Raw genomic sequence first — 20,034 nt, 5'->3', positions numbered from 1 at the left:
CTAAATGTGGGAGCGGGCTTGCTCGCGAATACAGTGTGTCAGTCGCCAGATTTATTGACTGATTCACCGCGTTCGCGAGCAAGCCCGCTCCCACACAGAGCTGCTCCCACATTGGTTTTGTGTTGAGGGTGAGGTTTGCGCCCGGCTTGCTAACCAAGCAAGCGCTTGGTAATTTCCCTCCACCTCACCGTGGAGCTTGCCGATGTCTGCCTATCAGGACTACTTCGACCCCAGCCACCAGTTGATCCGCGACAGCGTGCGCCGTTTCGTCGAGCGCGAGATGTTGCCGGGCATCGAGCAGTGGGAGGAGGCCGAGAGCTTTCCCCGTGAGCTGTACCTCAAGGCCGGTGCGGCGGGGATCCTGGGGATTGGCTACCCGGAAGACCTCGGCGGCAGTCATGCCGGAGATCTGTTTGCCAAGGTCGCGGCCAGTGAGGAATTGATGCGCTGTGGCTCTGCCGGGGTCGTGGCCGGGCTCGGTTCGTTGGATATCGGCTTGCCGCCGGTGGTCAAATGGGCGCGGCCCGAAGTGCGCGAGCGTGTGGCGCCGCAAGTACTGTCGGGCGACAAAATCATCGCCCTGGCCGTCACCGAACCGGGCGGCGGCTCCGACGTGGCCAACCTGCAAACCCGCGCCATCCGCGAGGGCGATTGCTACCGGGTCAGCGGCAGCAAGACCTTTATCACCAGCGGCGTGCGCGCCGACTTCTACACGGTCGCCGTGCGCACCGGCGGGCCGGGTTTTGGCGGCATCAGCCTGCTGCTCATCGAAAAACACACTCCGGGTTTCACCGTCGGCCAGCCCCTGAAGAAAATGGGCTGGTGGGCGTCGGACACTGCCGAATTGTTCTTCGACGATTGTCATGTGCCCGTAGGCAATCTGATCGGCGCCGAGAACATGGGGTTTGCCTGCATCATGGGCAACTTCCAGAGTGAACGCCTGGCCTTGGCCTTGATGGCCAACATGACAGCGCAGCTGGCCCTGGAGGAAAGCCTCAACTGGGCGACCCAGCGCGAGGCGTTTGGCAAGCCCATCGGCAAGTTCCAGGTGCTCAAGCATCGCCTGGCGGAAATGGCCACGGCGGTGGAAGTCTCACGGGAGTTCACCTATCGCCAGGCGGCGAAGATGGCTGCGGGCAAGAGTGTGATCAAGGAGATATCCATGGCCAAGAACCTGGCGACCGACACGGCGGACCGGGTCACTTATGACGCGGTGCAGATTCTGGGTGGGCAGGGCTATATGCGCGGCAGCCTGGTGGAGCGGCTGTATCGGGACAATCGCATCTTGTCGATTGGTGGGGGGACGCGGGAGGTGATGAACGAGATCATCAGCAAGCAGATGGGGCTTTAAGTGGCGTGTTGTTTTTTAGGGCCTCATCGCAGGCAAGCCAGCTCCCACATTTGACGGTGTTCACACATCAAAATGTGGGAGCGGGCTTGCCCGCGATGGCGTCAGCCCAGGCAACCCTTACCTTTCAGTCAGGGCAAACTGCGTCAAACAAAACGTCGGAATCCCCATATCTTCCAAACGCTGCGAGCCACCCAGCTCGGGCAAATCGATAATCGCCGCCGCTTCAAAGATCTTCGCGCCCATGCGCCGCACCAGGTTGGCCGCTGCGATCAGCGTACCGCCGGTGGCGATCAGGTCATCGAACATCAGCACCGAGTCGCCTTCGCACAGGCTGTCGGCATGCACTTCCAGGAACGCTTCGCCGTATTCGGTCTGGTAACCCTCGGCCAGCACGTCCGCCGGCAATTTGCCTTGCTTGCGGAACAGGATCAGCGGTTTGTTCAGTTGGTAGGCGATGATCGAGCCAATCAGGAAGCCGCGGGCATCCATGGCGCCGATGTGGCTGAAGTCGGCTTCGACGTAGCGGTGGGCAAAGCTGTCGGCCACCAGGCGCAGGGCGCGGGGCGACTGGAACAGGGGCGTGATGTCACGAAAGATCACCCCAGGCTTGGGGAAGTCGATGACAGGGCGGATCAGGGATTTGATGTCGAACGAATCGAAGGTCATCGTCGAAGAGTCCTGGGGCTGGAAACGGACTCGAAGTATACCTGCGGCCTCGCCGATTGGCGCGGCCACAGGTGTCTGGATCAGCCTTTCGCTTAACCTTCGAGCGAACCGCCGGCCAGTGCGCACAGTTGGATCGGGTCGAGAATGTGCACTTCCTTGCCCTCGGCCGCGATCAGTTCGTTCTGCTGGAAGCGGGTGAACACGCGGGACACGGTTTCCACCGCGAGGCCCAGGTAGTTGCCGATTTCGTTGCGCGACATGCTCAAGCGGAACTGGTTGGCCGAAAAACCACGGGCACGGAAGCGCGCGGACAAGTTGACCAGGAAGGTGGCGATACGCTCGTCGGCGGTTTTCTTCGACAACAGCAGCATCATCTGCTGGTCGTCACGAATCTCGCGGCTCATCACACGCATCAACTGACGGCGCAGTTGCGGCAGTTGCAGGGCCAGTTCGTCCAGGCGTTCGAAGGGAATTTCGCACACCGACGTCGTCTCCAGCGCCTGGGCCGACACCGGGTGAATCTCGGTGTCCATGCCCGACAGCCCCACCAACTCGCTCGGCAGATGGAAACCGGTGATCTGCTCTTCGCCGCTGTCGCTCAGGCTGAACGTCTTCAAGGCACCCGAACGTACTGCATAAACGGAATCGAACCCGTCGCCCTGGCGAAACAGGAACTCGCCTTTTTTCAGCGGGCGGCCACGTTTTACGATGTCGTCCAACGCATCCATGTCTTCCAAATTCAGCGAAAGTGGCAAGCAGAGGGGGGCCAGGCTGCAATCCTTGCAATGAGCCTGGCTGTGAGCGCGCAGTTTTACTGGCTCGGACATTTATTAAATCCTTGTGGGGAAACACACATAAGACGTAAGGGTAACGCACTGGGGGGCAAGGAGGCCAGCCTGTACAAAAAACCGGCAAAGGTATAAAGCTTTTTGTATCGAGGCCGATACAAGGACGTGTTTTTACGAGCAGGAGCTCAGCCCATGATTGTTTTCGCGGTCAATAACCCCCAGCTCCGCCTGCCGACGGTGCCGGACGCGCAGCCGGCCGCTGCGGTCGAGGATAAGGACACCGCCGCGTTGCCAGCGGCCGAAGGCGTCAAGGTGACGATTTCCTCGGATGCATTCAAGGCGGCTGCGGCAAAAAGCCCCGATTCGGACATCGACGACAGCGGCCTGGACGATAACGTCAAACAGATCCTGAAGATGATCCGCCAGATCAAGCAGCAGCTCGAGGAAAAGATGGCCGAGCTGCAAGCCATCGCCATGGACCAAAGCCTGACGGCAGAGGAACGGCAGATGAAGACCGCCAACCTGCAAACCGCCATCAGCTCCTTGCAGGCCGGGCTCGTCACCGCCCAGGTGTCCCTGGCCAAGGCGATGAAAGGCATGAGCTCGGAAGACGTCGGAAAAGTCCTCGCGTTGTCGAGTTGATCAGATCACCCGGGAGAACCGCTGCCGGTTCTGGTGCTCCAGGTACGCATCGAACACCATGCACACCGACCGCACCAACAACCGCCCGGCTGGCAACACCCGGATGCCCTGGGCATCGAGTTCGATCAGGCCGTCTGCCGCCATGGCTTCGAGTTGCGGCCAGATCTCGTCGAAATAGCCGCGAAAATCGATATTGAAGGTCTGTTCGACCTTGTCGAATGCCAGGCTGAAATTGCAGATCAACTGCTGGATCACTTCCCGCCGCAAACGATCGTCCGTGGTGCACACCAAGCCACGGCTGGTGGCCAGTTGCGCGCCGGCCAGGGTGTTCTGGTAGGCGTTGAGGTCGCTGCTGTTCTGGCAATACAGGTCGCCGATCTGGCTGATGGCCGACACGCCCAGGCCGATCAGGTCGCAATGGCCGTGGGTGGTGTAGCCCTGGAAGTTGCGTTGCAGGGTGCCTTCTTCCTGGGCGATGGCCAATTCGTCATCCGGCAGGGCGAAGTGGTCCATGCCGATGTAGCGATAGCCGGCCTGGGTCAGTTGCTCGATGGTGGTTTGCAGCATCAGCAGTTTTTCCGCCGGGGAGGGCAGGTCGTCGGTGTTGATCCGCCGCTGCGGCATGAAGCGTTCCGGCAAGTGGGCGTAGTTGAACACCGACAGACGATCGGGTTGCAACTTGATCACTTCTTCCACGGTGCGCGCGAAGTTGATCGGCGTTTGCTTGGGCAGGCCGTAGATCAGGTCGATATTGATCGAGCGAAATTGCAGGGTGCGCGCCGCATCGATGACTGCGCGGGTTTCTTCCAGGCTTTGCAGGCGATTGACCGCGCGCTGCACCTCGGGGTCGAGGTCTTGCAAGCCGATGCTCACACGGTTGAAGCCCAGCTCACGCAGCAGGCCCATGGTGGCCCAGTCGGCTTCGCGTGGGTCGATCTCGATGCCGTAGTCGCCGGAATCGTCGCCGAGCAAATTGAAGTGGCGGCGCAGGCTGGCCATGACCTGGCGCAGTTCATCGTGGCTGAGAAACGTCGGGGTGCCGCCGCCGAAGTGCAGTTGCTCCACTGGCTGTTTCGGGTCGAGATGGCAGGCCATCAACTGGATCTCTTGCTCCAGACGCTGCAAGTAGCCTTGGGCGCGCCCGCGATCCTTGGTGATGACCTTGTTGCAGGCGCAGTAGTAGCAAATGTTCGCGCAGAATGGCACGTGCACGTACAGCGACAGCGGTCGCGCGGCCTTGCGGCTGTCGCGCAGGGCGTGGAGCAGGTCGAAGGTGCCGACCTGGCTGTCGAATTGTACGGCGGTGGGGTAGGACGTGTAGCGCGGCCCCGCCAAGTCGTAGCGATGAATCAGATCAGTGTCCCAACGAATGGCGTCGAGCATGCGGGCGTTCCCCCGGATAGGCTAATGGGCCGAGTCTAGGGGCGTTGCAGGGAGGGCACCTTGATTTGCATCAACAGGCAGCGGCGCTATGCCACAGAGCGATTCAGTGGCCCATCAACAGGTGCTGATGCGGGCCGGGCAGCGTCCAGATCCCGAAGAGCATGACCAGCACACCACCCGCCATGCGCACGCTGCGCTTGCGCAATAACGCGGTCACCCGCTCCGCCGCCAGCCCGGTGGCCAGCAGCACCGGCCAGGTGCCCAGGCCAAACGCGAGCATCAGCGCTGCGCTGTCGAGCGCATTGCCCTGGCTCGCCGCCCACAGCAAGGTGCTGTAGACCAACCCGCACGGCAACCAGCCCCACAGCGCGCCCAACAGCAACGCACGTGGCAGGCTGGACACCGGCAGCAAACGGTTGGCAATCGGCTGGATATGCCGCCACAGGCCGCGTCCGAGGCTCTCGATGCGGGTCAGGCCGCTCCACCAACCGGCCAGGTACAGCCCCATGCAGATCAGCAGCAGCCCGGCGAGCACGCGCATGAACATTGCCGCCGGGCTGTTGGCCACGGCCCAGCCCGCCAGGCCGATCAACAAACCGGCGGTGGCATAGCTGAGGATGCGCCCCAGGTTGTACGCCAGCAGCAGGCGAAAGCGGCGGCTGCGTTGTTCCTTGGGGATCGCCAGGGTCAACGCGCCCATCAGCCCGCCGCACATGCCCAGGCAATGGCCGCCGCCCAGCAGGCCGAGGATCAGCGCGGAGACCAGCAATGGCGCCAGTTCAAGCATGGGGTGGGTCTTTCGGTGGTTGTTCGGGGTGGTTGGCTTCGTCGACGGCGGCCAGGTGGTTCGGGTCCTGATCGTCGAACAGTACGCTGTGGGCCGGGCCGTCGAGGTCGTCGTACTGGCCGCTGTCCACCGCCCAGAAGAAGATGTAGATGGCCACGCCTACCAACAGCAGCGCCGCCGGAATCATCACGTAGAGAGCTGGCATGTGTACTCCATGTTCGCGCGGCTCACGCCGGCAGCGGACGGGTGACTAAAGGGGCGTTGGCGGCCGGCGCGCTCGGTTGACGAGTCAGGCGCAGGGCGTTGAGCACCACGGTCAATGAACTGAGGGACATGCCGACCGCAGCCCAAATCGGTGTGATCCAACCCAGGGCGGCAAACGGCAGCATAAGGCCATTGTACAAGCCCGCCCACAACAGGTTTTCAATGATGACCCGACGGGTGCGCCGCGCCAAGCTGAAGGCGTGCACCAGCGCGTCCAGGCGGTTGGACAGTAACACTGCATCGGCGCTGGTTTTCGCCAGGTCGGTGGCTGAACCCATGGCCACGCTGATGTCGGCGGCGGCGAGCACGGGTACATCGTTGACCCCGTCGCCGAGCATCAGCACCTTGCGGCCCTGCTGGTGCAACTGTTGCAGCATGTGCAGCTTGTCGTCGGGGCGCAGGCCGCCGTGGGCTTCGTCGATACCCAGCTCGGCGGCGACGCTGGCGACCATCGGCGAGCTGTCCCCCGACAGCAGCAGCGTACGCCAGCCGCGGGCCTTGCACGCCGCCAAAAGCGCCGGGGCGTCGCTGCGCAAACGGTCATCGAGGACGAACCAGGCGAGGGCACCCTGGGTATCGCCCAGCAGCAGCCATTGGCCGGCTTCGTCGGGGGGCGTCGGGATCGCACAGCCGCTCAGTGCACACACAAAGGCCGGCTGGCCGATGCGCAACTGGCGCTCGCCCACGTGGCCTTCCAGGCCAAGGCCGGGGGAGCTGAGCACTTCGTCGGCAGCCAGCGGTGCGCGGCCAAAGGCACGGGCGATCGGGTGTTCGGAGCGGTTTTCGAGGGCGGCGGCGAGGCTCAGGCAGTCGTCGCTGTTCAGTGCGCTCAACGGGCGGATCGCGCGCAGTGCCAGGCGCCCTTCGGTGAGGGTGCCGGTCTTGTCGAAAATCACCGTGTCGATCTGGTTCAGGCCTTCCAACACATGGCCGCGGGTCAGCAGCAGCCCGAGTTTGTGCAGGGTGCCGGTGGCGGCGGTGAGGGCGGTCGGCGTGGCCAGGGACAAGGCGCACGGGCAGGTGGCGACCAGCATCGCCAGCACGATCCAGAACGCCCGCGACGAATCCAGTTGCCACCACACCAGGCCGATCACGCCAGCGGCAATCAGCGAGCACAGCAGAAACCACTGCGCGGCGCGGTCGGCGATTTCGGCCAGGCGCGGCTTCTCGGCCTGGGCCCGTTCCAGCAGACGCACGATGGCGGACAGGCGGGTGTCGTGGCCCAGGGCGCGCACTTCGACGCTCAGCGCGCCTTCGACATTCAGCGTACCGGCGGTGACCGCATCGCCGACCTGGCGTGGTTGTGGCAGGTATTCGCCGGTGAGCAGGGACTCGTCGATGCTCGATTGACCGTCGAGGATCACCCCATCCGCCGGCAACACCGCGCCGGGATGCACCAGCACGCGGTCACCCACGGCCAATTCACGCAGCAGGATGCGTTCGCTCTGGCCATCGGCCTTGAGGCGCAGGCACGAGGCGGGCAGCAGGTTGACCAACTGCGCGGTGGCCGCCGCCGTGCGTTCCCGCGCGCGCCGCTCCAGGTAACGGCCGGCCAGCAGGAACAGGGCAAACATGCCCACGGCATCAAAGTAGAGCTCGCCGACGCCGGTGATCGCGGTCCAGATCCCCGCCAGATAGGCCCCGCCAATTGCCAGGGACACCGACACATCCATGGTCAGGTGGCGGGTGCGCAAGTCGCGCAGGGCGCCCTTGAAGAATGGCGCGCAGCTGTAGAACACGATGGGGGTTGTCAGAAACATCGCCACCCAGCGCAGGATAACGTGCAGCTCCGCGCTCAGGTCGATGTTGAATTCCGGCCAGGTGGCCATGGTTGCCATCATCGCCTGGAACCACAGCAATCCAGCGACGCCGAGCTGGCGCAGGGCCAGGCGGTTTTCGTTGGCCAGTTGCTCGGCGGCACGGTCGGCCTGATAGGGGTGGGCGGCGTAACCGATATGGCGCAACTCGCTGAGCAATTGGCTCAACGGCAATTGCCCATCGGCCCAGCGCACGTGCAGGCGATGGTTGGACAGGTTCAGGCGCGCCTCGGCCACGGCGGGCAGGTTGCGCAGGTGTTTTTCGATCAGCCAGCCGCAGGCGGCGCAACTGATGCCTTCCATCAATAGGGTGGTTTCGGCGAGTTCGCCACTGTGGTGGACGAAGGGTTTTTGCACGTCGGCGCGGTCATACAGCGCCAGTTCGTCCACCAATTGCACCGGCAGCGCCTCAGGGTTGGCCGAGGCTTCGCTGCGGTGCTGGTAGTAGCTTTCCAGGCCACCGGCGACGATGGCTTCGGCCACCGCCTGGCAACCCGGGCAGCAGAGTTCGCGGCGTTCGCCGAGGATTTCGGCGGTGAACCGGCTGCCGGAGGGGACGGGCAGGGCGCAGTGGTAGCAAGGGGTGGTCATGGGCTGGAATCTGTAGTGGCTGTTAGGGCCTCTTCGCGAGCAAGCCCGCTCCCACATGGGATCGCGGTCTCCTGTGGGAGCGGGCTTGCTCGCGAAGCGCGAAGCGCAGGCTTATTACTTTTTCAGGTCTTCGGCACCTTGCAGCGGCTCATCCCCCAACAGCAAATCCTTGTCGTGGCTGACCTGCTCCTCTTCGAACATGCGCCAGGTGCGGTCGCCTTCCACTCCAAGCAGTTCGACGAAACGGCGGCCTTCGACCTTGTCGGTGACCTGGCCGATATAGCGGCCGGGTTCGCTGGCGCTGCGGGCCAGGTTGATCTTGCGGTCCTTCTCCGGTTGGGTCGGGGAAATCAGGTTGAGTTCCAGGTTGGCCGGGTTGCTGTTGCCGGTCAGGTGCACGTCGACTTCGCCGGTCAGCTCATCCAGGTGCACCTTGGCGCGCAGTTGCAGGGTCTGGGCCAGCAGTTCGCGGTCGAGGGAACGGTTGATGCCTTTGCCTGCCTCGTAGTAGTTGTCGTTGACCAGGTTATCCGGGTTGTTCACCGCGATGGTCACCATGGACAAGGTCAAAGTCACCGAGCAGGCCAGGATGGCAATGATGATCCAGGGCCAGAGGTGCTTGTACCAAGGGCTTGTGGCAGTCGCTACGGGCATTGTTCTGCTCTCTATTTAACTTAACGGACTTGTGGGCCAATGAACCGGCTCTTGGCTTCAATTCGCACGTCGGGGTCGTCGGCATCGGTGAGGATGAATTTGACCTCGTTGGTGCTGGACGGCAATTGCTCCGGCGCACTCGACAGCTCTACCGGCATGCTGATGATGTCGCCCGCAGCCACCTTGATCTCGCGGCGGCCTTGCAGCTTCAGGTCCGGCAGGCCGGCGGCGTCGAGCACGTAGGTGTGGTCGCGCTGGTCCTTGTTCATGATCTTCAGGCTGTAGACGTTTTCGATGCGGCCTTCGGCGTTTTCGCGGTACAGCACACGGTCCTTGCTCACGTCGAAACCGACCAGCGAACGCATGAAGAAGGCGGCGACCAGCAGGCCGATCATTGCCAGCAATACCAGCGCGTAGCCGATCAGGCGGGGGCGCAGTTTGTGGGTCTTCTGCCCGGACAGGTTGTGCTCGGTGGTGTAGCTGATCAGGCCGCGCGGGTAGTCCATCTTGTCCATGATGTTGTCGCAGGCGTCGATGCATGCGGCGCAACCGATGCATTCGATCTGCAGGCCGTCGCGGATGTCGATCCCGGTCGGGCACACCTGCACGCACATCGTGCAATCGATGCAATCGCCCAGGCCCTGGGCCTTGTAGTCGCTGCCTTTTTTACGTGGGCCGCGTAGTTCGCCACGGCGCGGGTCGTAGGAAACGATCAGGGTGTCTTTATCGAACATCACGCTCTGGAAGCGCGCGTACGGACACATGTAGATGCACACCTGCTCGCGCAGCCAGCCGGCGTTGCCGTAGGTGGCGAGGGTGAAAAAGCCAACCCAGAAATACGACCAGCCATCGGCCTGGCCGGTGAAGAAGTCGATCACCAGCTCGCGGATCGGCGAGAAGTAGCCGACAAAGGTCATGCCAGTGACAAAGCCGATCAGCAGCCACAGCGTGTGCTTGCTGAATTTGCGCAGGAACTTGTTGGCGCCCATCGGTGCCTTGTCGAGCTTGATGCGCTGGTTGCGGTCGCCTTCGGTGACCTTTTCGCACCACATGAAAATCCACGTCCACACGCTTTGCGGGCAGGTATACCCGCACCACACGCGCCCGGCGTAGACGGTGATAAAGAACAGGCCAAAGGCCGCAACGATCAGAATGCCCGAAAGCAGGATGAAGTCCTGGGGCCAGAAGGTGGCGCCAAAAATAAAGAATTTACGTTCCGGCAGGTTCCACCACACAGCCTGGTGGCCACCCCAGTTCAGCCACACGGTGCCGAAGTAGAGCAGGAACAATCCCGCGCCGCCGAGCATGCGCAGATTGCGGAACAGGCCAGTGAAGGCGCGGGTGTAGATTTTCTCTCGCGAGGCGTAGAGATCGACGGTTTTGGCAGGGGGGGTAACGTCATGTACCGGTATCTGGTCGCTCATCATTGCATCCCACGGCGGTGGAGATTTGCCTCGGTCAGTACGTGCCGGCCGGGGTCAAATTAAGGGTGTTGCAGTGGCCTAATGATACGCCCCCGATGGTGCGCAAAGGGTGCGACCTTTGGTCGCGTTGGGGGAAATCAATTGATGGTGTACGTGATCTGGATCAATTGACTTGGCAAGTATGGTCGGTTTTGGCGGGCTCGGCCTTCAAAAACCAGCGATCTGATGTGATGAAGCTGATGTGGGAGCGGGCTTGCCCGCGAATGCGGTGTATCAGTCGACACCTCTGTGCCTGGACTATCGCATTCGCGGGCAAGCCCGCTCCCACACCGGTTTTTCAGGGTTTTCAAAGGTGGTGAGCGGCGTTACTGCTCCTCAGCCTTCTTGTTGCCATGGGACAGGCTGTAAACATACGCCGCCAGCAAGTGCACCTTGTCGTTGCCTTGCAGTTGTTCCTGCGCAGGCATCTGGCCCTGACGGCCGTAACGGATGGTCTGTTGCAGTTGGGCGAAGCTCGAACCGTAGATGAACGCGCCAGGGTGAGTCAGGTCCGGCGCGCCCATGGCTGGTGTGCCTTTACCGGCCGGGCCGTGGCAGGCGACGCAGTTGGTGGCGAAGAGTTTCTCGCCGTTGGCCACGTCGGCCTTGGCGCCTTCCGGCAGTTTGCGGCCATCGAGGTTGGTCAGTACAAAACCGGCCACGTCGGCCACGCCTTGCTCGCCAATCACTTCGGCCCAGGCCGGCATGATCGCGTGGCGGCCTTTCATGATGGTTTCCTTGATCGTTGCCGGCTCGCCGCCCCAGCGCCAGTCGGCGTCGGTCAGGTTGGGGAAGCCATAGGCGCCCTTGGCATCGGAACCGTGGCACACCGAGCAGTTGGAGGCGAACAAACGGCCGCCCATCTTCAGGGCTTGCGGGTCCTTGGCCACTTCTTCAATCGGCATCGACGCGAATTTGGCGAAGATCGGCCCGAACTTGGCGTCCGACTTGGCCATTTCCTTTTCCCATTCGTGCACGCCGGTCCAGCCGGCCTGGCCGTTGGCGAAGGGGGTTTGCTTGTCGTTGTCGAGGTAGGCGTAGCCCGGCAGCAGGCCTTTCCAGTTGCCCAGGCCGGGGTACAGCGCCAGGTAACCGAGGGCGAAGATGATGGTGCCGACGAACAGCATGAACCACCATTTCGGCAGTGGGTTGTCGTATTCCTCGATGCCGTCGAACGAGTGGCCGACGGTCTCGTCGGTTTGTTCGGCGCGCTGCCCCCTGCGGGTCGACAGCAACAGCCAGGTCAGGGCGAAGATGGTTCCCAGGCTGAGGACTGTGACGTACAGACTCCAGAACGTAGTCATTCTTTGTTACTCCTAGAAGCTTGCTCGACGTGCTTGATGGCTTCGGGATCATCCGCAAAGGGCAGCATGGTCGCGTCGTCAAACTCCGACTTGCGGCGGGGGCTGAACACCCACAGCGCCAGGCCGATAAAGGCCACCATCACCACGACGGTGCCCAGGCCTCGAATCATCCCGATATCCATGAAGGTCACCGTTTGCTTTTGATGATGGTGCCAAGGCCTTGCAGGTAGGCCACCAATGCGTCCATTTCGGTCTTGCCCTTCACGGCTGCGGCTGCACCGGCGATGTCTTCGTCGGTGTAGGGCACGCCCAGGGTGCGCAAGACTTCCATCTTCTTCGCGGTGTCCTTGCCGTCGAGCTTGTTTTCCACGAGGAACGGGTACGCCGGCATTTTCGATTCAGGCACTACGTTGCGCGGGTTGTACAAGTGCGCACGCTGCCAGTCATCGGAGTAACGCCCGCCGACACGCGCCAGGTCCGGCCCGGTGCGCTTGGAGCCCCACAGGAACGGGTGGTCCCACACGCTTTCGCCGGCGACCGAGTAGTGGCCGTAGCGTTCGGTTTCGGCGCGGAACGGGCGGATCATCTGCGAGTGGCAGCCGACACAACCGTTGGCGATGTAGACGTCGCGGCCTTCCAGTTCAAGGGCGGTACGCGGCTTCATGCCTTCGACCGGCTTGTTGGTGACGTCCTGGAAAAACAGTGGAACGATCTGGGTCAGGCCGCCGATGCTCACGGCGATGACCATGAAGAAGGCCAGCAGGCCGATATTCTTCTCGACTACTTCATGCTTCATCAGTGGGCTCCCACAACGACGATCTTGGCGGCTGCTTCGGCTTCTGCAGGGTCGGAAGCACGCACGGTGCGCCAGACGTTGTAGGCCATGAACAGCATGCCGGTGGCAAAGAACGCGCCGCCCAGGGCACGGACGATGTAGCCCGGGTGGCTGGCTTGCAGGGCTTCGACGAAGGAGTAGGTGAGGGTGCCGTCATCATTGATCGCACGCCACATCAGGCCCTGGGTGATGCCGTTGACCCACATCGAGGCGATGTAGAGCACGGTGCCGATGGTGGCGAGCCAGAAGTGCGTGTTGATCAGCCCGACGCTGTGCATCTGCGCACGGCCGAAGATTTTCGGGATCATGTGGTACAGCGCGCCGATGGAGATCATCGCCACCCAACCAAGGGCGCCGGCGTGTACGTGGCCGATGGTCCAGTCGGTGTAGTGGGAGAGCGAGTTGACGGTCTTGATCGCCATCATCGGCCCTTCGAAGGTCGACATGCCGTAGAACGCCAGCGACACCACGAGGAAACGCAGGATCGGGTCGGTGCGCAATTTATGCCAGGCGCCCGACAGGGTCATCATGCCGTTGATCATGCCGCCCCAGCTGGGTGCCAGCAGGATGATCGACATCGCCATGCCCAGGGACTGCGCCCAGTCCGGCAACGCGGTGTAGTGCAAGTGGTGCGGGCCGGCCCAGATGTACAGGGTGATCAGCGCCCAGAAGTGCACGATGGACAGGCGGTACGAGTAAATAGGACGTTCGGCCTGTTTCGGCACGAAGTAGTACATCATCCCCAGGAAACCGGTGGTCAGGAAAAAACCGACCGCGTTGTGCCCGTACCACCACTGGATCATCGCGTCCGTCGCCCCGGCGTAGGCCGAGTAGGACTTGAACAGGCTGACCGGCAAGGAGGCGTGGTTGACGATGTGCAGCATCGCCGTGACCAGGATGAAGGCGCCGTAGAACCAGTTACCCACATAGATGTGCTTGGTCTTGCGCTTGGTGATGGTGCCGAAGAACACCACCGCGTAGATCACCCACACGATCGCGAGCAAAATGGCGATGGGCCATTCCAGCTCAGCGTATTCCTTGGTGGTGGTGTAGCCCAGCGGCAAGGTGATGCCGGCCCCGACGATCACCGCTTGCCATCCCCAGAAGGTGAACGCGGCGAGGCCATCGGAGATCAGTCGCGTCTGGCAGGTTCGCTGCACGACATAGTAGGAGGTGGCAAACAACGCACATCCACCGAAGGCGAAGATCACCAGGTTGGTGTGCAGCGGGCGCAGGCGACCGAAGGTCGTCCAGGGCAAGCCGAAGTTCAATTCCGGCCAGACCAGTTGCGAGGCGATGAAGACCCCGAGCCCCATGCCAAGGATCCCCCAGACCACCGTCATGATGGCGAACTGGCGGACTACCTTATAGTTATAAGCAGTCGGACTGATTGCTGTGCTCATTCTAAGGTTCCACGGTTTAGGTTTTTTTATAGGTAAAAATCGGCCGCAAGTATGTAGAAAGCGAGAGGCCAATGCAACGCAACGCTGACCTGGGTCAAGGCGTTCCACGCCAGATTCTGCGCCCTTTCCCTGTTTTGCGTAAGGATAAAATCGGAATTCAAAAGCTGATCAAGTGGACAGGAATTTTTTCGGCTCGCGACGGGAGTCGTCGCGTACGCCAGAACCGGTCCGCTGTGGGGAAGCGTAGACCCGAATGGCAAGAGGGGAAAGTTGTGCTTTGGAGGGGGTGTGACAAAAGGTCGCGAGGACGCAGCGAGTGAAAGCCCGATGTTACGTTGCTACTTTGCCAGTGCGAGCAGCAAGCCAGCCCCACAAAAAAGCCCCGTCCGGTTTACACCGGGCGGGGCTTCAAGGGTTTACGAAGTCTGGTTACTGCGCAGCCTTCTGCTCCCCATGGGACAAGCTGTAAACATACGCCGCCAACAAGTGCACCTTATCGTTGCCTTGCAGCACATCCTGCGCCGGCATCTGGCCTTGACGGCCGTGACGGATGGTCTGCTGCAACTGCGCCAGGCTGGTGCCGTAGATGAAACCGGCAGGCTCGGTCAGGTTCGGCGCACCCATGGCTTCCATGCCGTGGCCTTGCGGACCGTGGCAGGCCACGCAGGTGGTGTTGAACGCGGCTTGGCCGGCGGCCAGGTCGGCGGTGCTGTCGGCCGGCAATGGCAGTTTGGCCAGGTCGTGACGGACATAGGCGGCCACGTTTTTCACACCGTCTTCGCCGAGGATTTCACCCCAGGCCGGCATCGCCGCGTGGCGACCGTTGAGGATGGTGGTCTTGATCGCCTCGGCCGAACCGCCCCAGCGCCAGATGTTGTCCGCCAGGTTCGGGAAACCGTATGCGCCCTTGGCGTCCGAGCCGTGGCACACCGCGCAGTTGGAGGCAAACAGGCGGCCGCCCATTTTCAACGCTTGCGGGTCTTTGGCGACTTCTTCCACGGGCATGGCTGCGAATTTGGCGAAGATCGGCCCGAACTTGGCGTCGGCCTTGGCCATTTCCTTGTCCCATTCCTTGTTCTGGGTCCAGCCGTCCTCGTAGCCTGGCAATACGCCTTTCCAGTTGCCCAGGCCCGGGTAGAGGATCAGGTAGCCGACCGCAAACACCAGGGTGCCGGCGAACAACATGAACCACCACTGGGGCAGCGGGTTGTCGTATTCCTCGATCCCGTCGAAGGCGTGGCCCATGGTCTGGTCGACGCTGCCCTTGGTCTCGCCCTTGCGGGTGCCGATCAACAGCCAGGTCAGGCCGATCAGGCTACCCAGGGTCAGTACGCAGATCCATGTACTCCAAAATAGGGTCATGGCCGGGTGCTCCTTATTGCAGGCTCTTCTTGAGCGTCGGATGGAGAGGGTTCATCGGCGAACGGCAGCAGGCGCGCCTGCTCGAATTCCGCATTGCGCCGGTTGTTGAACACCCACAGCGACAGGCCGATAAAGGCGATGGCGACGACCAGCGTGCCAAGGCCGCGGATGGTGCCCGCATCGAATTCAAATCCCATGGCTCACCTCTTGCTCTTGATGGCAGTGCCGAGCACTTGCAGGTACGAAACCAGCGCGTCCATCTCGGTCTTGCCCTTGAGGCTGGCGACTGCGCCGCTGATGTCGTCGTCGGTGTACGGCACGCCGAGGGTGCGCATCACGCTCAACTTTTTCTCGGTGTGGCTGCTGTCGACCGGGGCTGTGACCAACCACGGGTAGGCCGGCATTTTCGACTCAGGCACCACGTTGCGCGGGTTGTACAAGTGCGCGCGATGCCAGTCGTCCGAGTAGCGTGCGCCGACACGTGCCAGGTCCGGCCCGGTACGCTTGGAGCCCCACAGGAACGGGTGGTCCCACACGCTTTCGCCAGCGACCGAGTAGTGGCCGTAGCGTTCGGTTTCGGCGCGGAACGGACGGATCATCTGCGAGTGGCACTGTACGCAGCCTTCACGGATGTAGATGTCACGGCCTTCCAGTTGCAGCGCGGTGTAGGGCTTCATGCCCTCCACCGGCTTGTTGGTGACGTCCTGGAAGAACAGCGGGACGATCTGGGTCAGGCCGCCGATACTCACGGCCAGCACCATCAGCAGCATCAGGATGCCGACGTTCTTTTCAATCGTTTCGTGTTTCATCACAGACTCCTCAGGCCAGCTGCGCAGTGGTGGCGGCTTCGACAGGCTGTGGCGAACGCACGGTGCGCCACGTGTTGTAAGCCATCAGCAACATGCCGGTGAGGAATACTGCACCGCCCACCAACCGCACGATGAAGCCTGGGTGGCTGGCCACCAGGGTTTCGACGAAGGAGTAGGTCAAGGTGCCGTCTTCGTTGACCGCACGCCACATCAGGCCCTGGGCGATGCCGTTGACCCACATCGAGGCGATGTAGAGCACGGTGCCGATGGTGGCCAGCCAGAAGTGCGCGTTGATCAGGCCGAGGCTGTACATCTGCTCGCGGCCGAAGATTTTCGGGATCATGTGGTACAGCGCGCCGATGGAGATCATCGCTACCCAGCCGAGGGCACCCGCGTGTACGTGGCCGATGGTCCAGTCGGTGTAGTGGGAGAGGGCGTTCACGGTCTTGATCGCCATCATCGGGCCTTCAAACGTCGACATGCCGTAGAACGCCAGCGATACCACCAGGAAGCGCAGGATCGGGTCGCTGCGCAACTTATGCCAGGCGCCCGACAAGGTCATCATGCCGTTGATCATGCCGCCCCAGCTCGGAGCCAGCAGCACCAGCGACATCACCATGCCCAGGGACTGTGCCCAGTCCGGCAGCGCGGTGTAGTGCAAGTGGTGAGGACCGGCCCAGATGTACAGGGTGATCAGTGCCCAGAAGTGCACGATGGACAAGCGATAGGAATACACCGGACGCTCGGCCTGTTTCGGCACGAAGTAGTACATCATCCCCAGGAAACCGGCGGTGAGGAAGAAACCTACCGCGTTGTGCCCGTACCACCACTGCACCATGGCATCCGTCGCACCACCGTAGAGGGAGTAGGACTTGGTCAGGCTGACCGGGATTTCCAGGTTGTTGACGATATGCAGGATCGCCACGGTGATGATGAACGCACCGAAGAACCAGTTACCGACATAGATATGCTTGGTGTTGCGCTTCATCACTGTGCCGAAGAACACGATGGCGTAGGCCACCCAGACGATGGTGATGAGAATGTCGATCGGCCATTCCAGCTCGGCGTATTCCTTGGAGCTGGTGTAGCCCAGCGGCAAGGTGATCGCGGCCAGCAGGATGACCAACTGCCAGCCCCAGAAGCAGAACGCGGCGATTTTCGGCGCGAACAGCTGGGTCTGGCAGGTGCGTTGCACCGAGTAGAAGGAGCTGGCGAACAGCGCGCAGCCACCAAACGCGAAGATCACCGCGTTGGTGTGCAGCGGGCGCAGGCGGCCGAAGCTGGTCCACGGCAGATCGAAGTTCAGAGCAGGCCAGACCAATTGGGCGGCGAGAAAAACCCCGAGCCCCATGCCGACGATGCCCCACACCACCGTCATAATGGCGAATTGGCGGACCACCTTGTAGTTATAGGCGGTACTTAAAGTAGTGTTCATGGTTCCCCATCCACGGTTCAACCCAAGCAAATGCAGCACTTGGGCTGGAGTTATAGGCAGACTAAATAGCGAGGCAAGCATGGGCAAAGAGCACAAGGCCAGTATTGACGGGGATCAATGGGCGCAGTGTGTGCGGGAACGCGGATGGCTGTGGGATGTCGCGTCGAACGTTGCAGGACATACGCCTGTGACGTTGATCCTGGCCCACGGCGCCGGTGCACCGATGGACTCATCCTTCATGGGCGACATGGCTGCACGCCTTGCCGGGCACGGTGTGAACGTGTTGCGCTTCGAGTTCCCCTACATGGCCCAGCGCCGTGTGGACGGCGGTAAACGCCCACCGAATCCGGCGCCGAAACTGCTGGACGCCTGGCGGGAGGTGTATGCCGAGGTGCGACGTCATGTCGCTGGGAAGCTGGCGGTGGGCGGCAAGTCCATGGGCGGGCGCATGGCCAGTCTGTTGGCGGATGAACTGGGCGCTGATGGGCTGGTGTGCCTGGGTTATCCGTTCTATGCGGTGGGCAAGCCGGAGAAACCTCGGGTCGAGCATCTGGCGGGGTTGAAGACGCCGACATTGATCGTGCAGGGCGAGCGCGATGCCCTGGGGAATCGGGCGGCGGTGGAAGGCTATGTGTTGTCGCCGAACATCGAGGTGATGTGGCTGGTGGCGGGGGATCATGACTTGAAGCCGTTGAAGGCTTCGGGGTTCAGTCATGAGCAGCATCTGGCCGCTGCGGCGCTGAAAGTGGCTGGGTTTCTCGGCGGCTGCTAGGGCCTCTTCGCGAGCAAGCCCGCTCCCACATTTAACCGTGTACATCCCTTGGAATGCAGTCGAATGTGGGAGCGGGCTTGCTCGCGAAAGCGGTTTACCGGTTGAACCGCTCCACCAGCGAATACTGGGTATTCGCCGTATGCGTCAGCTCTTCACTCAACTGCGCCGAATTCAACGCCTGCTCCGACGTCTGATCCGCCAACAGCGCGATCGTGCTGATATTGCGGCTGATCTCTTCCGCCACCGAGCTTTGCTCCTCGGTTGCCGCCGCAATCTGGGTGGTCATATCGGTGATATGCGCCACCGCCTCACTGATACCCACCAACGCCTGATCCGCTTCCATTACCCGCGCCACGCCTTCTTCGGCCTGGCGATGCCCGGCGTCCATGGTCTGGACGGCGGCGGCGGCAGTCTGCTGCAGCTTGGCGATCAAGGTATGGATCTGCCCGGTGGACTCGGCCGTACGCTGGGCCAGTTGGCGCACCTCGTCGGCGACCACCGCAAAACCACGGCCCATCTCACCGGCACGTGCCGCTTCGATGGCGGCGTTGAGCGCCAGCAGGTTGGTCTGGTCGGCGATGCCTTTGATCACGTCGACCACGCCGCCGATTTCATCGCTGTCCTTGGCCAGTTGGGTGACGGTCACGCCGGTCTCGCCAACGGCCACCGACAGGCGCTGAATCGCCTCGCGGGTTTCCCCGGCGATGTCGCGGCCACGACCGGTCAGGCGATTGGCCTCCTGGGTCGCATCGGCGGTGCGCTGCACGTGGCTGGCGACTTCCTGGGTGGTTGCCGCCATCTGGTTGACCGCGGTGGCCACCTGTTCGGTCTCCACGCGCTGGCGTTCCAGGCCGCTGGAGCTGTTGTGCGCCAGGGTGTTGGACTGCGCTGCCTGGTCGTTGAGGTGCTCGGCAGTGTCCTGCAAGCGTGTCAGGCACGTCTTCAGACGGGCTTCCTGGCTGAGGATCGACATCTCCAATCGCGCCTGTGCGCCACGGCTGTCGGTGTACATCTGCGCGATCAACGGGTCGGAGGTGGTCTGCTCGGCCAGGCGCAGCAAACGCTTGAGGCCGCGCTGCTGCCAGCTCAGGCCCAGCAGGCCGAGCGGCACCGACAAGCCCGCTGCCAGGGCGAAGCCCCAGTGGGAGTTGAGCGACGCACCGATCATGAAGCTCAGTTGGCTGACCAGGATAAACGGCACCCAGTCCTGCAACACCGGCAGCCACTTGTCCCGCTGGGGAACGGCCGACTTGCCTTGGTTGATGCGTTGATAGAGCGCTTCGGCCCGGCGGATCTGCTCGGCGGTGGGCTTGATGCGCACCGATTCGTAGCCGACCACCTGGTTGCCGTCGAAGACTGGCGTCACGTAGGCGTTAACCCAGTAGTGATCCCCGGTCTTGCAGCGGTTCTTGACAATGCCCATCCATGGCAAGCCTTGTTTGAGCGTGGACCACATATGCGCGAACACAGCCGCCGGTACATCCGGGTGACGCACCAGGTTGTGCGGTGCGCGCAGCAGTTCGTCACGGGTGAACCCACTGATTTCGACAAATGCGTCGTTGCAGTAGGTGATCACACCCTTGGCGTCTGTGGTGGAGATCAACCGTTGCTGAGCGGGGAAGGTACGTTCGCGCTGGGTAACGGGTTGGTTATTACGCATGATTGTTCAATCCGCAAGGCTTTCAATGGGTATCGGCACGGGCAGGGG

The 20,034-nt window shown here is 62.2% G+C and carries 20 protein-coding genes; 3 read left to right on the top strand and 17 right to left on the bottom strand.

What is annotated here, in order from left to right:
- Nucleotides 1–202: 202 nt before the first annotated feature.
- The gene (locus IB241_RS04380) at nucleotides 203–1,351 is read left to right on the top strand and encodes an acyl-CoA dehydrogenase family protein (protein ID WP_192297127.1); all 1,149 of its coding nucleotides are present in this window, start codon (nucleotides 203–205) and stop codon (nucleotides 1,349–1,351) included.
- 117 nt (nucleotides 1,352–1,468) lie between these two features.
- Here the strand turns inward: IB241_RS04380 and IB241_RS04375 are convergent, their stop codons facing one another.
- Both IB241_RS04375 and fnr read right to left on the bottom strand, forming a co-directional pair.
- Nucleotides 1,469–2,017, bottom strand: coding sequence for an adenine phosphoribosyltransferase (locus tag IB241_RS04375; protein WP_192297126.1), 549 nt, complete (start codon nucleotides 2,015–2,017; stop codon nucleotides 1,469–1,471).
- 92 nt (nucleotides 2,018–2,109) lie between these two features.
- Nucleotides 2,110–2,844: a fumarate/nitrate reduction transcriptional regulator Fnr gene (gene fnr, locus IB241_RS04370; protein ID WP_192297125.1), complete on the bottom strand. Its 735-nt coding sequence runs from the start codon at nucleotides 2,842–2,844 to the stop codon at nucleotides 2,110–2,112.
- A 153-nt stretch (nucleotides 2,845–2,997) separates the two neighbouring features.
- On the opposite strand from fnr, the gene IB241_RS04365 reads away from it, so the two are divergent.
- On the top strand, nucleotides 2,998–3,447 hold the full coding sequence (locus IB241_RS04365; protein WP_192297124.1) for a hypothetical protein: 450 nt from the start codon (nucleotides 2,998–3,000) through the stop codon (nucleotides 3,445–3,447).
- Here IB241_RS04365 and hemN read toward each other — a convergent pair whose 3' ends face one another.
- The 14 genes from hemN to ccoN (IB241_RS04295) form a co-directional block, all read right to left on the bottom strand.
- On the bottom strand, nucleotides 3,448–4,830 hold the full coding sequence (hemN, locus tag IB241_RS04360; protein WP_192297123.1) for an oxygen-independent coproporphyrinogen III oxidase: 1,383 nt from the start codon (nucleotides 4,828–4,830) through the stop codon (nucleotides 3,448–3,450).
- A gap of 103 nt (nucleotides 4,831–4,933) precedes the next feature.
- Nucleotides 4,934–5,617: a sulfite exporter TauE/SafE family protein gene (locus IB241_RS04355; protein ID WP_192297122.1), complete on the bottom strand. Its 684-nt coding sequence runs from the start codon at nucleotides 5,615–5,617 to the stop codon at nucleotides 4,934–4,936.
- Nucleotides 5,610–5,822, bottom strand: coding sequence for a cbb3-type cytochrome oxidase assembly protein CcoS (gene ccoS, locus IB241_RS04350; RefSeq protein ID WP_192297121.1), 213 nt, complete (start codon nucleotides 5,820–5,822; stop codon nucleotides 5,610–5,612). The genes IB241_RS04355 and ccoS overlap by 8 nt, the downstream gene beginning before the upstream one ends.
- Before the next feature lie 22 nt (nucleotides 5,823–5,844).
- Nucleotides 5,845–8,289, bottom strand: a complete 2,445-nt coding sequence (locus IB241_RS04345) for a heavy metal translocating P-type ATPase (RefSeq protein WP_192297120.1) — start codon at nucleotides 8,287–8,289, stop codon at nucleotides 5,845–5,847.
- 114 nt (nucleotides 8,290–8,403) lie between these two features.
- Nucleotides 8,404–8,943 carry a FixH family protein gene (locus tag IB241_RS04340; protein ID WP_192297119.1) on the bottom strand — a complete coding sequence of 180 codons (540 nt, stop codon included), beginning with the start codon at nucleotides 8,941–8,943 and terminating at the stop codon, nucleotides 8,404–8,406.
- Nucleotides 8,944–8,963: 20 nt separating this feature from the next.
- Entirely contained in the window at nucleotides 8,964–10,367 is a 1,404-nt protein-coding gene (gene ccoG, locus IB241_RS04335; RefSeq protein WP_192297118.1) for a cytochrome c oxidase accessory protein CcoG, read from the bottom strand.
- A gap of 365 nt (nucleotides 10,368–10,732) precedes the next feature.
- Nucleotides 10,733–11,710 carry a cytochrome-c oxidase, cbb3-type subunit III gene (ccoP, locus tag IB241_RS04330; protein WP_192297117.1) on the bottom strand — a complete coding sequence of 326 codons (978 nt, stop codon included), beginning with the start codon at nucleotides 11,708–11,710 and terminating at the stop codon, nucleotides 10,733–10,735.
- Nucleotides 11,707–11,892, bottom strand: a complete 186-nt coding sequence (locus IB241_RS04325) for a CcoQ/FixQ family Cbb3-type cytochrome c oxidase assembly chaperone (protein WP_003193169.1) — start codon at nucleotides 11,890–11,892, stop codon at nucleotides 11,707–11,709. Before IB241_RS04325 ends, ccoP (IB241_RS04330) begins: the two co-directional genes overlap by 4 nt.
- 5 nt (nucleotides 11,893–11,897) lie before the next feature.
- Nucleotides 11,898–12,506 carry a cytochrome-c oxidase, cbb3-type subunit II gene (gene ccoO / locus IB241_RS04320; RefSeq protein WP_003193167.1) on the bottom strand — a complete coding sequence of 203 codons (609 nt, stop codon included), beginning with the start codon at nucleotides 12,504–12,506 and terminating at the stop codon, nucleotides 11,898–11,900.
- A complete protein-coding gene (gene ccoN, locus IB241_RS04315; protein ID WP_192297116.1) occupies nucleotides 12,506–13,948 on the bottom strand; it encodes a cytochrome-c oxidase, cbb3-type subunit I in 1,443 nt (480 codons plus the stop codon). Before ccoN (IB241_RS04315) ends, ccoO (IB241_RS04320) begins: the two co-directional genes overlap by 1 nt.
- A 429-nt stretch (nucleotides 13,949–14,377) precedes the next feature.
- A complete protein-coding gene (gene ccoP / locus IB241_RS04310; protein ID WP_192297115.1) occupies nucleotides 14,378–15,310 on the bottom strand; it encodes a cytochrome-c oxidase, cbb3-type subunit III in 933 nt (310 codons plus the stop codon).
- Entirely contained in the window at nucleotides 15,307–15,507 is a 201-nt protein-coding gene (locus IB241_RS04305; protein ID WP_010208563.1) for a cbb3-type cytochrome oxidase subunit 3, read from the bottom strand. The genes ccoP (IB241_RS04310) and IB241_RS04305 overlap by 4 nt, the downstream gene beginning before the upstream one ends.
- A gap of 3 nt (nucleotides 15,508–15,510) precedes the next feature.
- Entirely contained in the window at nucleotides 15,511–16,119 is a 609-nt protein-coding gene (gene ccoO / locus IB241_RS04300) for a cytochrome-c oxidase, cbb3-type subunit II (protein ID WP_192297114.1), read from the bottom strand.
- Between the two features lie 10 nt (nucleotides 16,120–16,129).
- A complete protein-coding gene (gene ccoN, locus IB241_RS04295) occupies nucleotides 16,130–17,554 on the bottom strand; it encodes a cytochrome-c oxidase, cbb3-type subunit I (protein WP_192297113.1) in 1,425 nt (474 codons plus the stop codon).
- A 79-nt stretch (nucleotides 17,555–17,633) separates the two neighbouring features.
- Here ccoN (IB241_RS04295) and IB241_RS04290 point away from each other — a divergent pair, with 79 nt between their 5' ends.
- A complete protein-coding gene (locus tag IB241_RS04290) occupies nucleotides 17,634–18,326 on the top strand; it encodes an alpha/beta family hydrolase (RefSeq protein WP_192297112.1) in 693 nt (230 codons plus the stop codon).
- A 94-nt stretch (nucleotides 18,327–18,420) separates the two neighbouring features.
- On the opposite strand, the gene IB241_RS04285 is transcribed toward IB241_RS04290, so the two are convergent.
- Complete coding sequence (locus tag IB241_RS04285; RefSeq protein ID WP_192297111.1) at nucleotides 18,421–19,986, bottom strand: methyl-accepting chemotaxis protein; 1,566 nt, start codon at nucleotides 19,984–19,986, stop codon at nucleotides 18,421–18,423.
- Nucleotides 19,987–20,034 lie beyond the last annotated feature (48 nt).

Origin of the sequence: Pseudomonas sp. PDM05, assembly GCF_014851685.1 — a bacterium.
Classification (GTDB): Bacteria; Pseudomonadota; Gammaproteobacteria; order Pseudomonadales; family Pseudomonadaceae; genus Aquipseudomonas.
Note: the sequence above shows the minus strand (reverse complement) of the source record. Positions and strands in the feature narration are given on the sequence as shown.

What these genes read in the sequence shown, in the direction of transcription:
- IB241_RS04380 (WP_192297127.1), top strand. Translation starts at nt 203, where the DNA reads ATGTCTGCCTATCAGGACTACTTCGACCCCAGCCACCAGTTGATCCGC.
- IB241_RS04375 (WP_192297126.1), bottom strand. Translation starts at nt 2,017, where the DNA reads ATGACCTTCGATTCGTTCGACATCAAATCCCTGATCCGCCCTGTCATC.
- fnr (WP_192297125.1), bottom strand. Translation starts at nt 2,844, where the DNA reads ATGTCCGAGCCAGTAAAACTGCGCGCTCACAGCCAGGCTCATTGCAAG.
- IB241_RS04365 (WP_192297124.1), top strand. Translation starts at nt 2,998, where the DNA reads ATGATTGTTTTCGCGGTCAATAACCCCCAGCTCCGCCTGCCGACGGTG.
- hemN (WP_192297123.1), bottom strand. Translation starts at nt 4,830, where the DNA reads ATGCTCGACGCCATTCGTTGGGACACTGATCTGATTCATCGCTACGAC.
- IB241_RS04355 (WP_192297122.1), bottom strand. Translation starts at nt 5,617, where the DNA reads ATGCTTGAACTGGCGCCATTGCTGGTCTCCGCGCTGATCCTCGGCCTG.
- ccoS (WP_192297121.1), bottom strand. Translation starts at nt 5,822, where the DNA reads ATGCCAGCTCTCTACGTGATGATTCCGGCGGCGCTGCTGTTGGTAGGC.
- IB241_RS04345 (WP_192297120.1), bottom strand. Translation starts at nt 8,289, where the DNA reads ATGACCACCCCTTGCTACCACTGCGCCCTGCCCGTCCCCTCCGGCAGC.
- IB241_RS04340 (WP_192297119.1), bottom strand. Translation starts at nt 8,943, where the DNA reads ATGCCCGTAGCGACTGCCACAAGCCCTTGGTACAAGCACCTCTGGCCC.
- ccoG (WP_192297118.1), bottom strand. Translation starts at nt 10,367, where the DNA reads ATGAGCGACCAGATACCGGTACATGACGTTACCCCCCCTGCCAAAACC.
- ccoP (WP_192297117.1), bottom strand. Translation starts at nt 11,710, where the DNA reads ATGACTACGTTCTGGAGTCTGTACGTCACAGTCCTCAGCCTGGGAACC.
- IB241_RS04325 (WP_003193169.1), bottom strand. Translation starts at nt 11,892, where the DNA reads ATGGATATCGGGATGATTCGAGGCCTGGGCACCGTCGTGGTGATGGTG.
- ccoO (WP_003193167.1), bottom strand. Translation starts at nt 12,506, where the DNA reads ATGAAGCATGAAGTAGTCGAGAAGAATATCGGCCTGCTGGCCTTCTTC.
- ccoN (WP_192297116.1), bottom strand. Translation starts at nt 13,948, where the DNA reads ATGAGCACAGCAATCAGTCCGACTGCTTATAACTATAAGGTAGTCCGC.
- ccoP (WP_192297115.1), bottom strand. Translation starts at nt 15,310, where the DNA reads ATGACCCTATTTTGGAGTACATGGATCTGCGTACTGACCCTGGGTAGC.
- IB241_RS04305 (WP_010208563.1), bottom strand. Translation starts at nt 15,507, where the DNA reads ATGGGATTTGAATTCGATGCGGGCACCATCCGCGGCCTTGGCACGCTG.
- ccoO (WP_192297114.1), bottom strand. Translation starts at nt 16,119, where the DNA reads ATGAAACACGAAACGATTGAAAAGAACGTCGGCATCCTGATGCTGCTG.
- ccoN (WP_192297113.1), bottom strand. Translation starts at nt 17,554, where the DNA reads ATGAACACTACTTTAAGTACCGCCTATAACTACAAGGTGGTCCGCCAA.
- IB241_RS04290 (WP_192297112.1), top strand. Translation starts at nt 17,634, where the DNA reads ATGGGCAAAGAGCACAAGGCCAGTATTGACGGGGATCAATGGGCGCAG.
- IB241_RS04285 (WP_192297111.1), bottom strand. Translation starts at nt 19,986, where the DNA reads ATGCGTAATAACCAACCCGTTACCCAGCGCGAACGTACCTTCCCCGCT.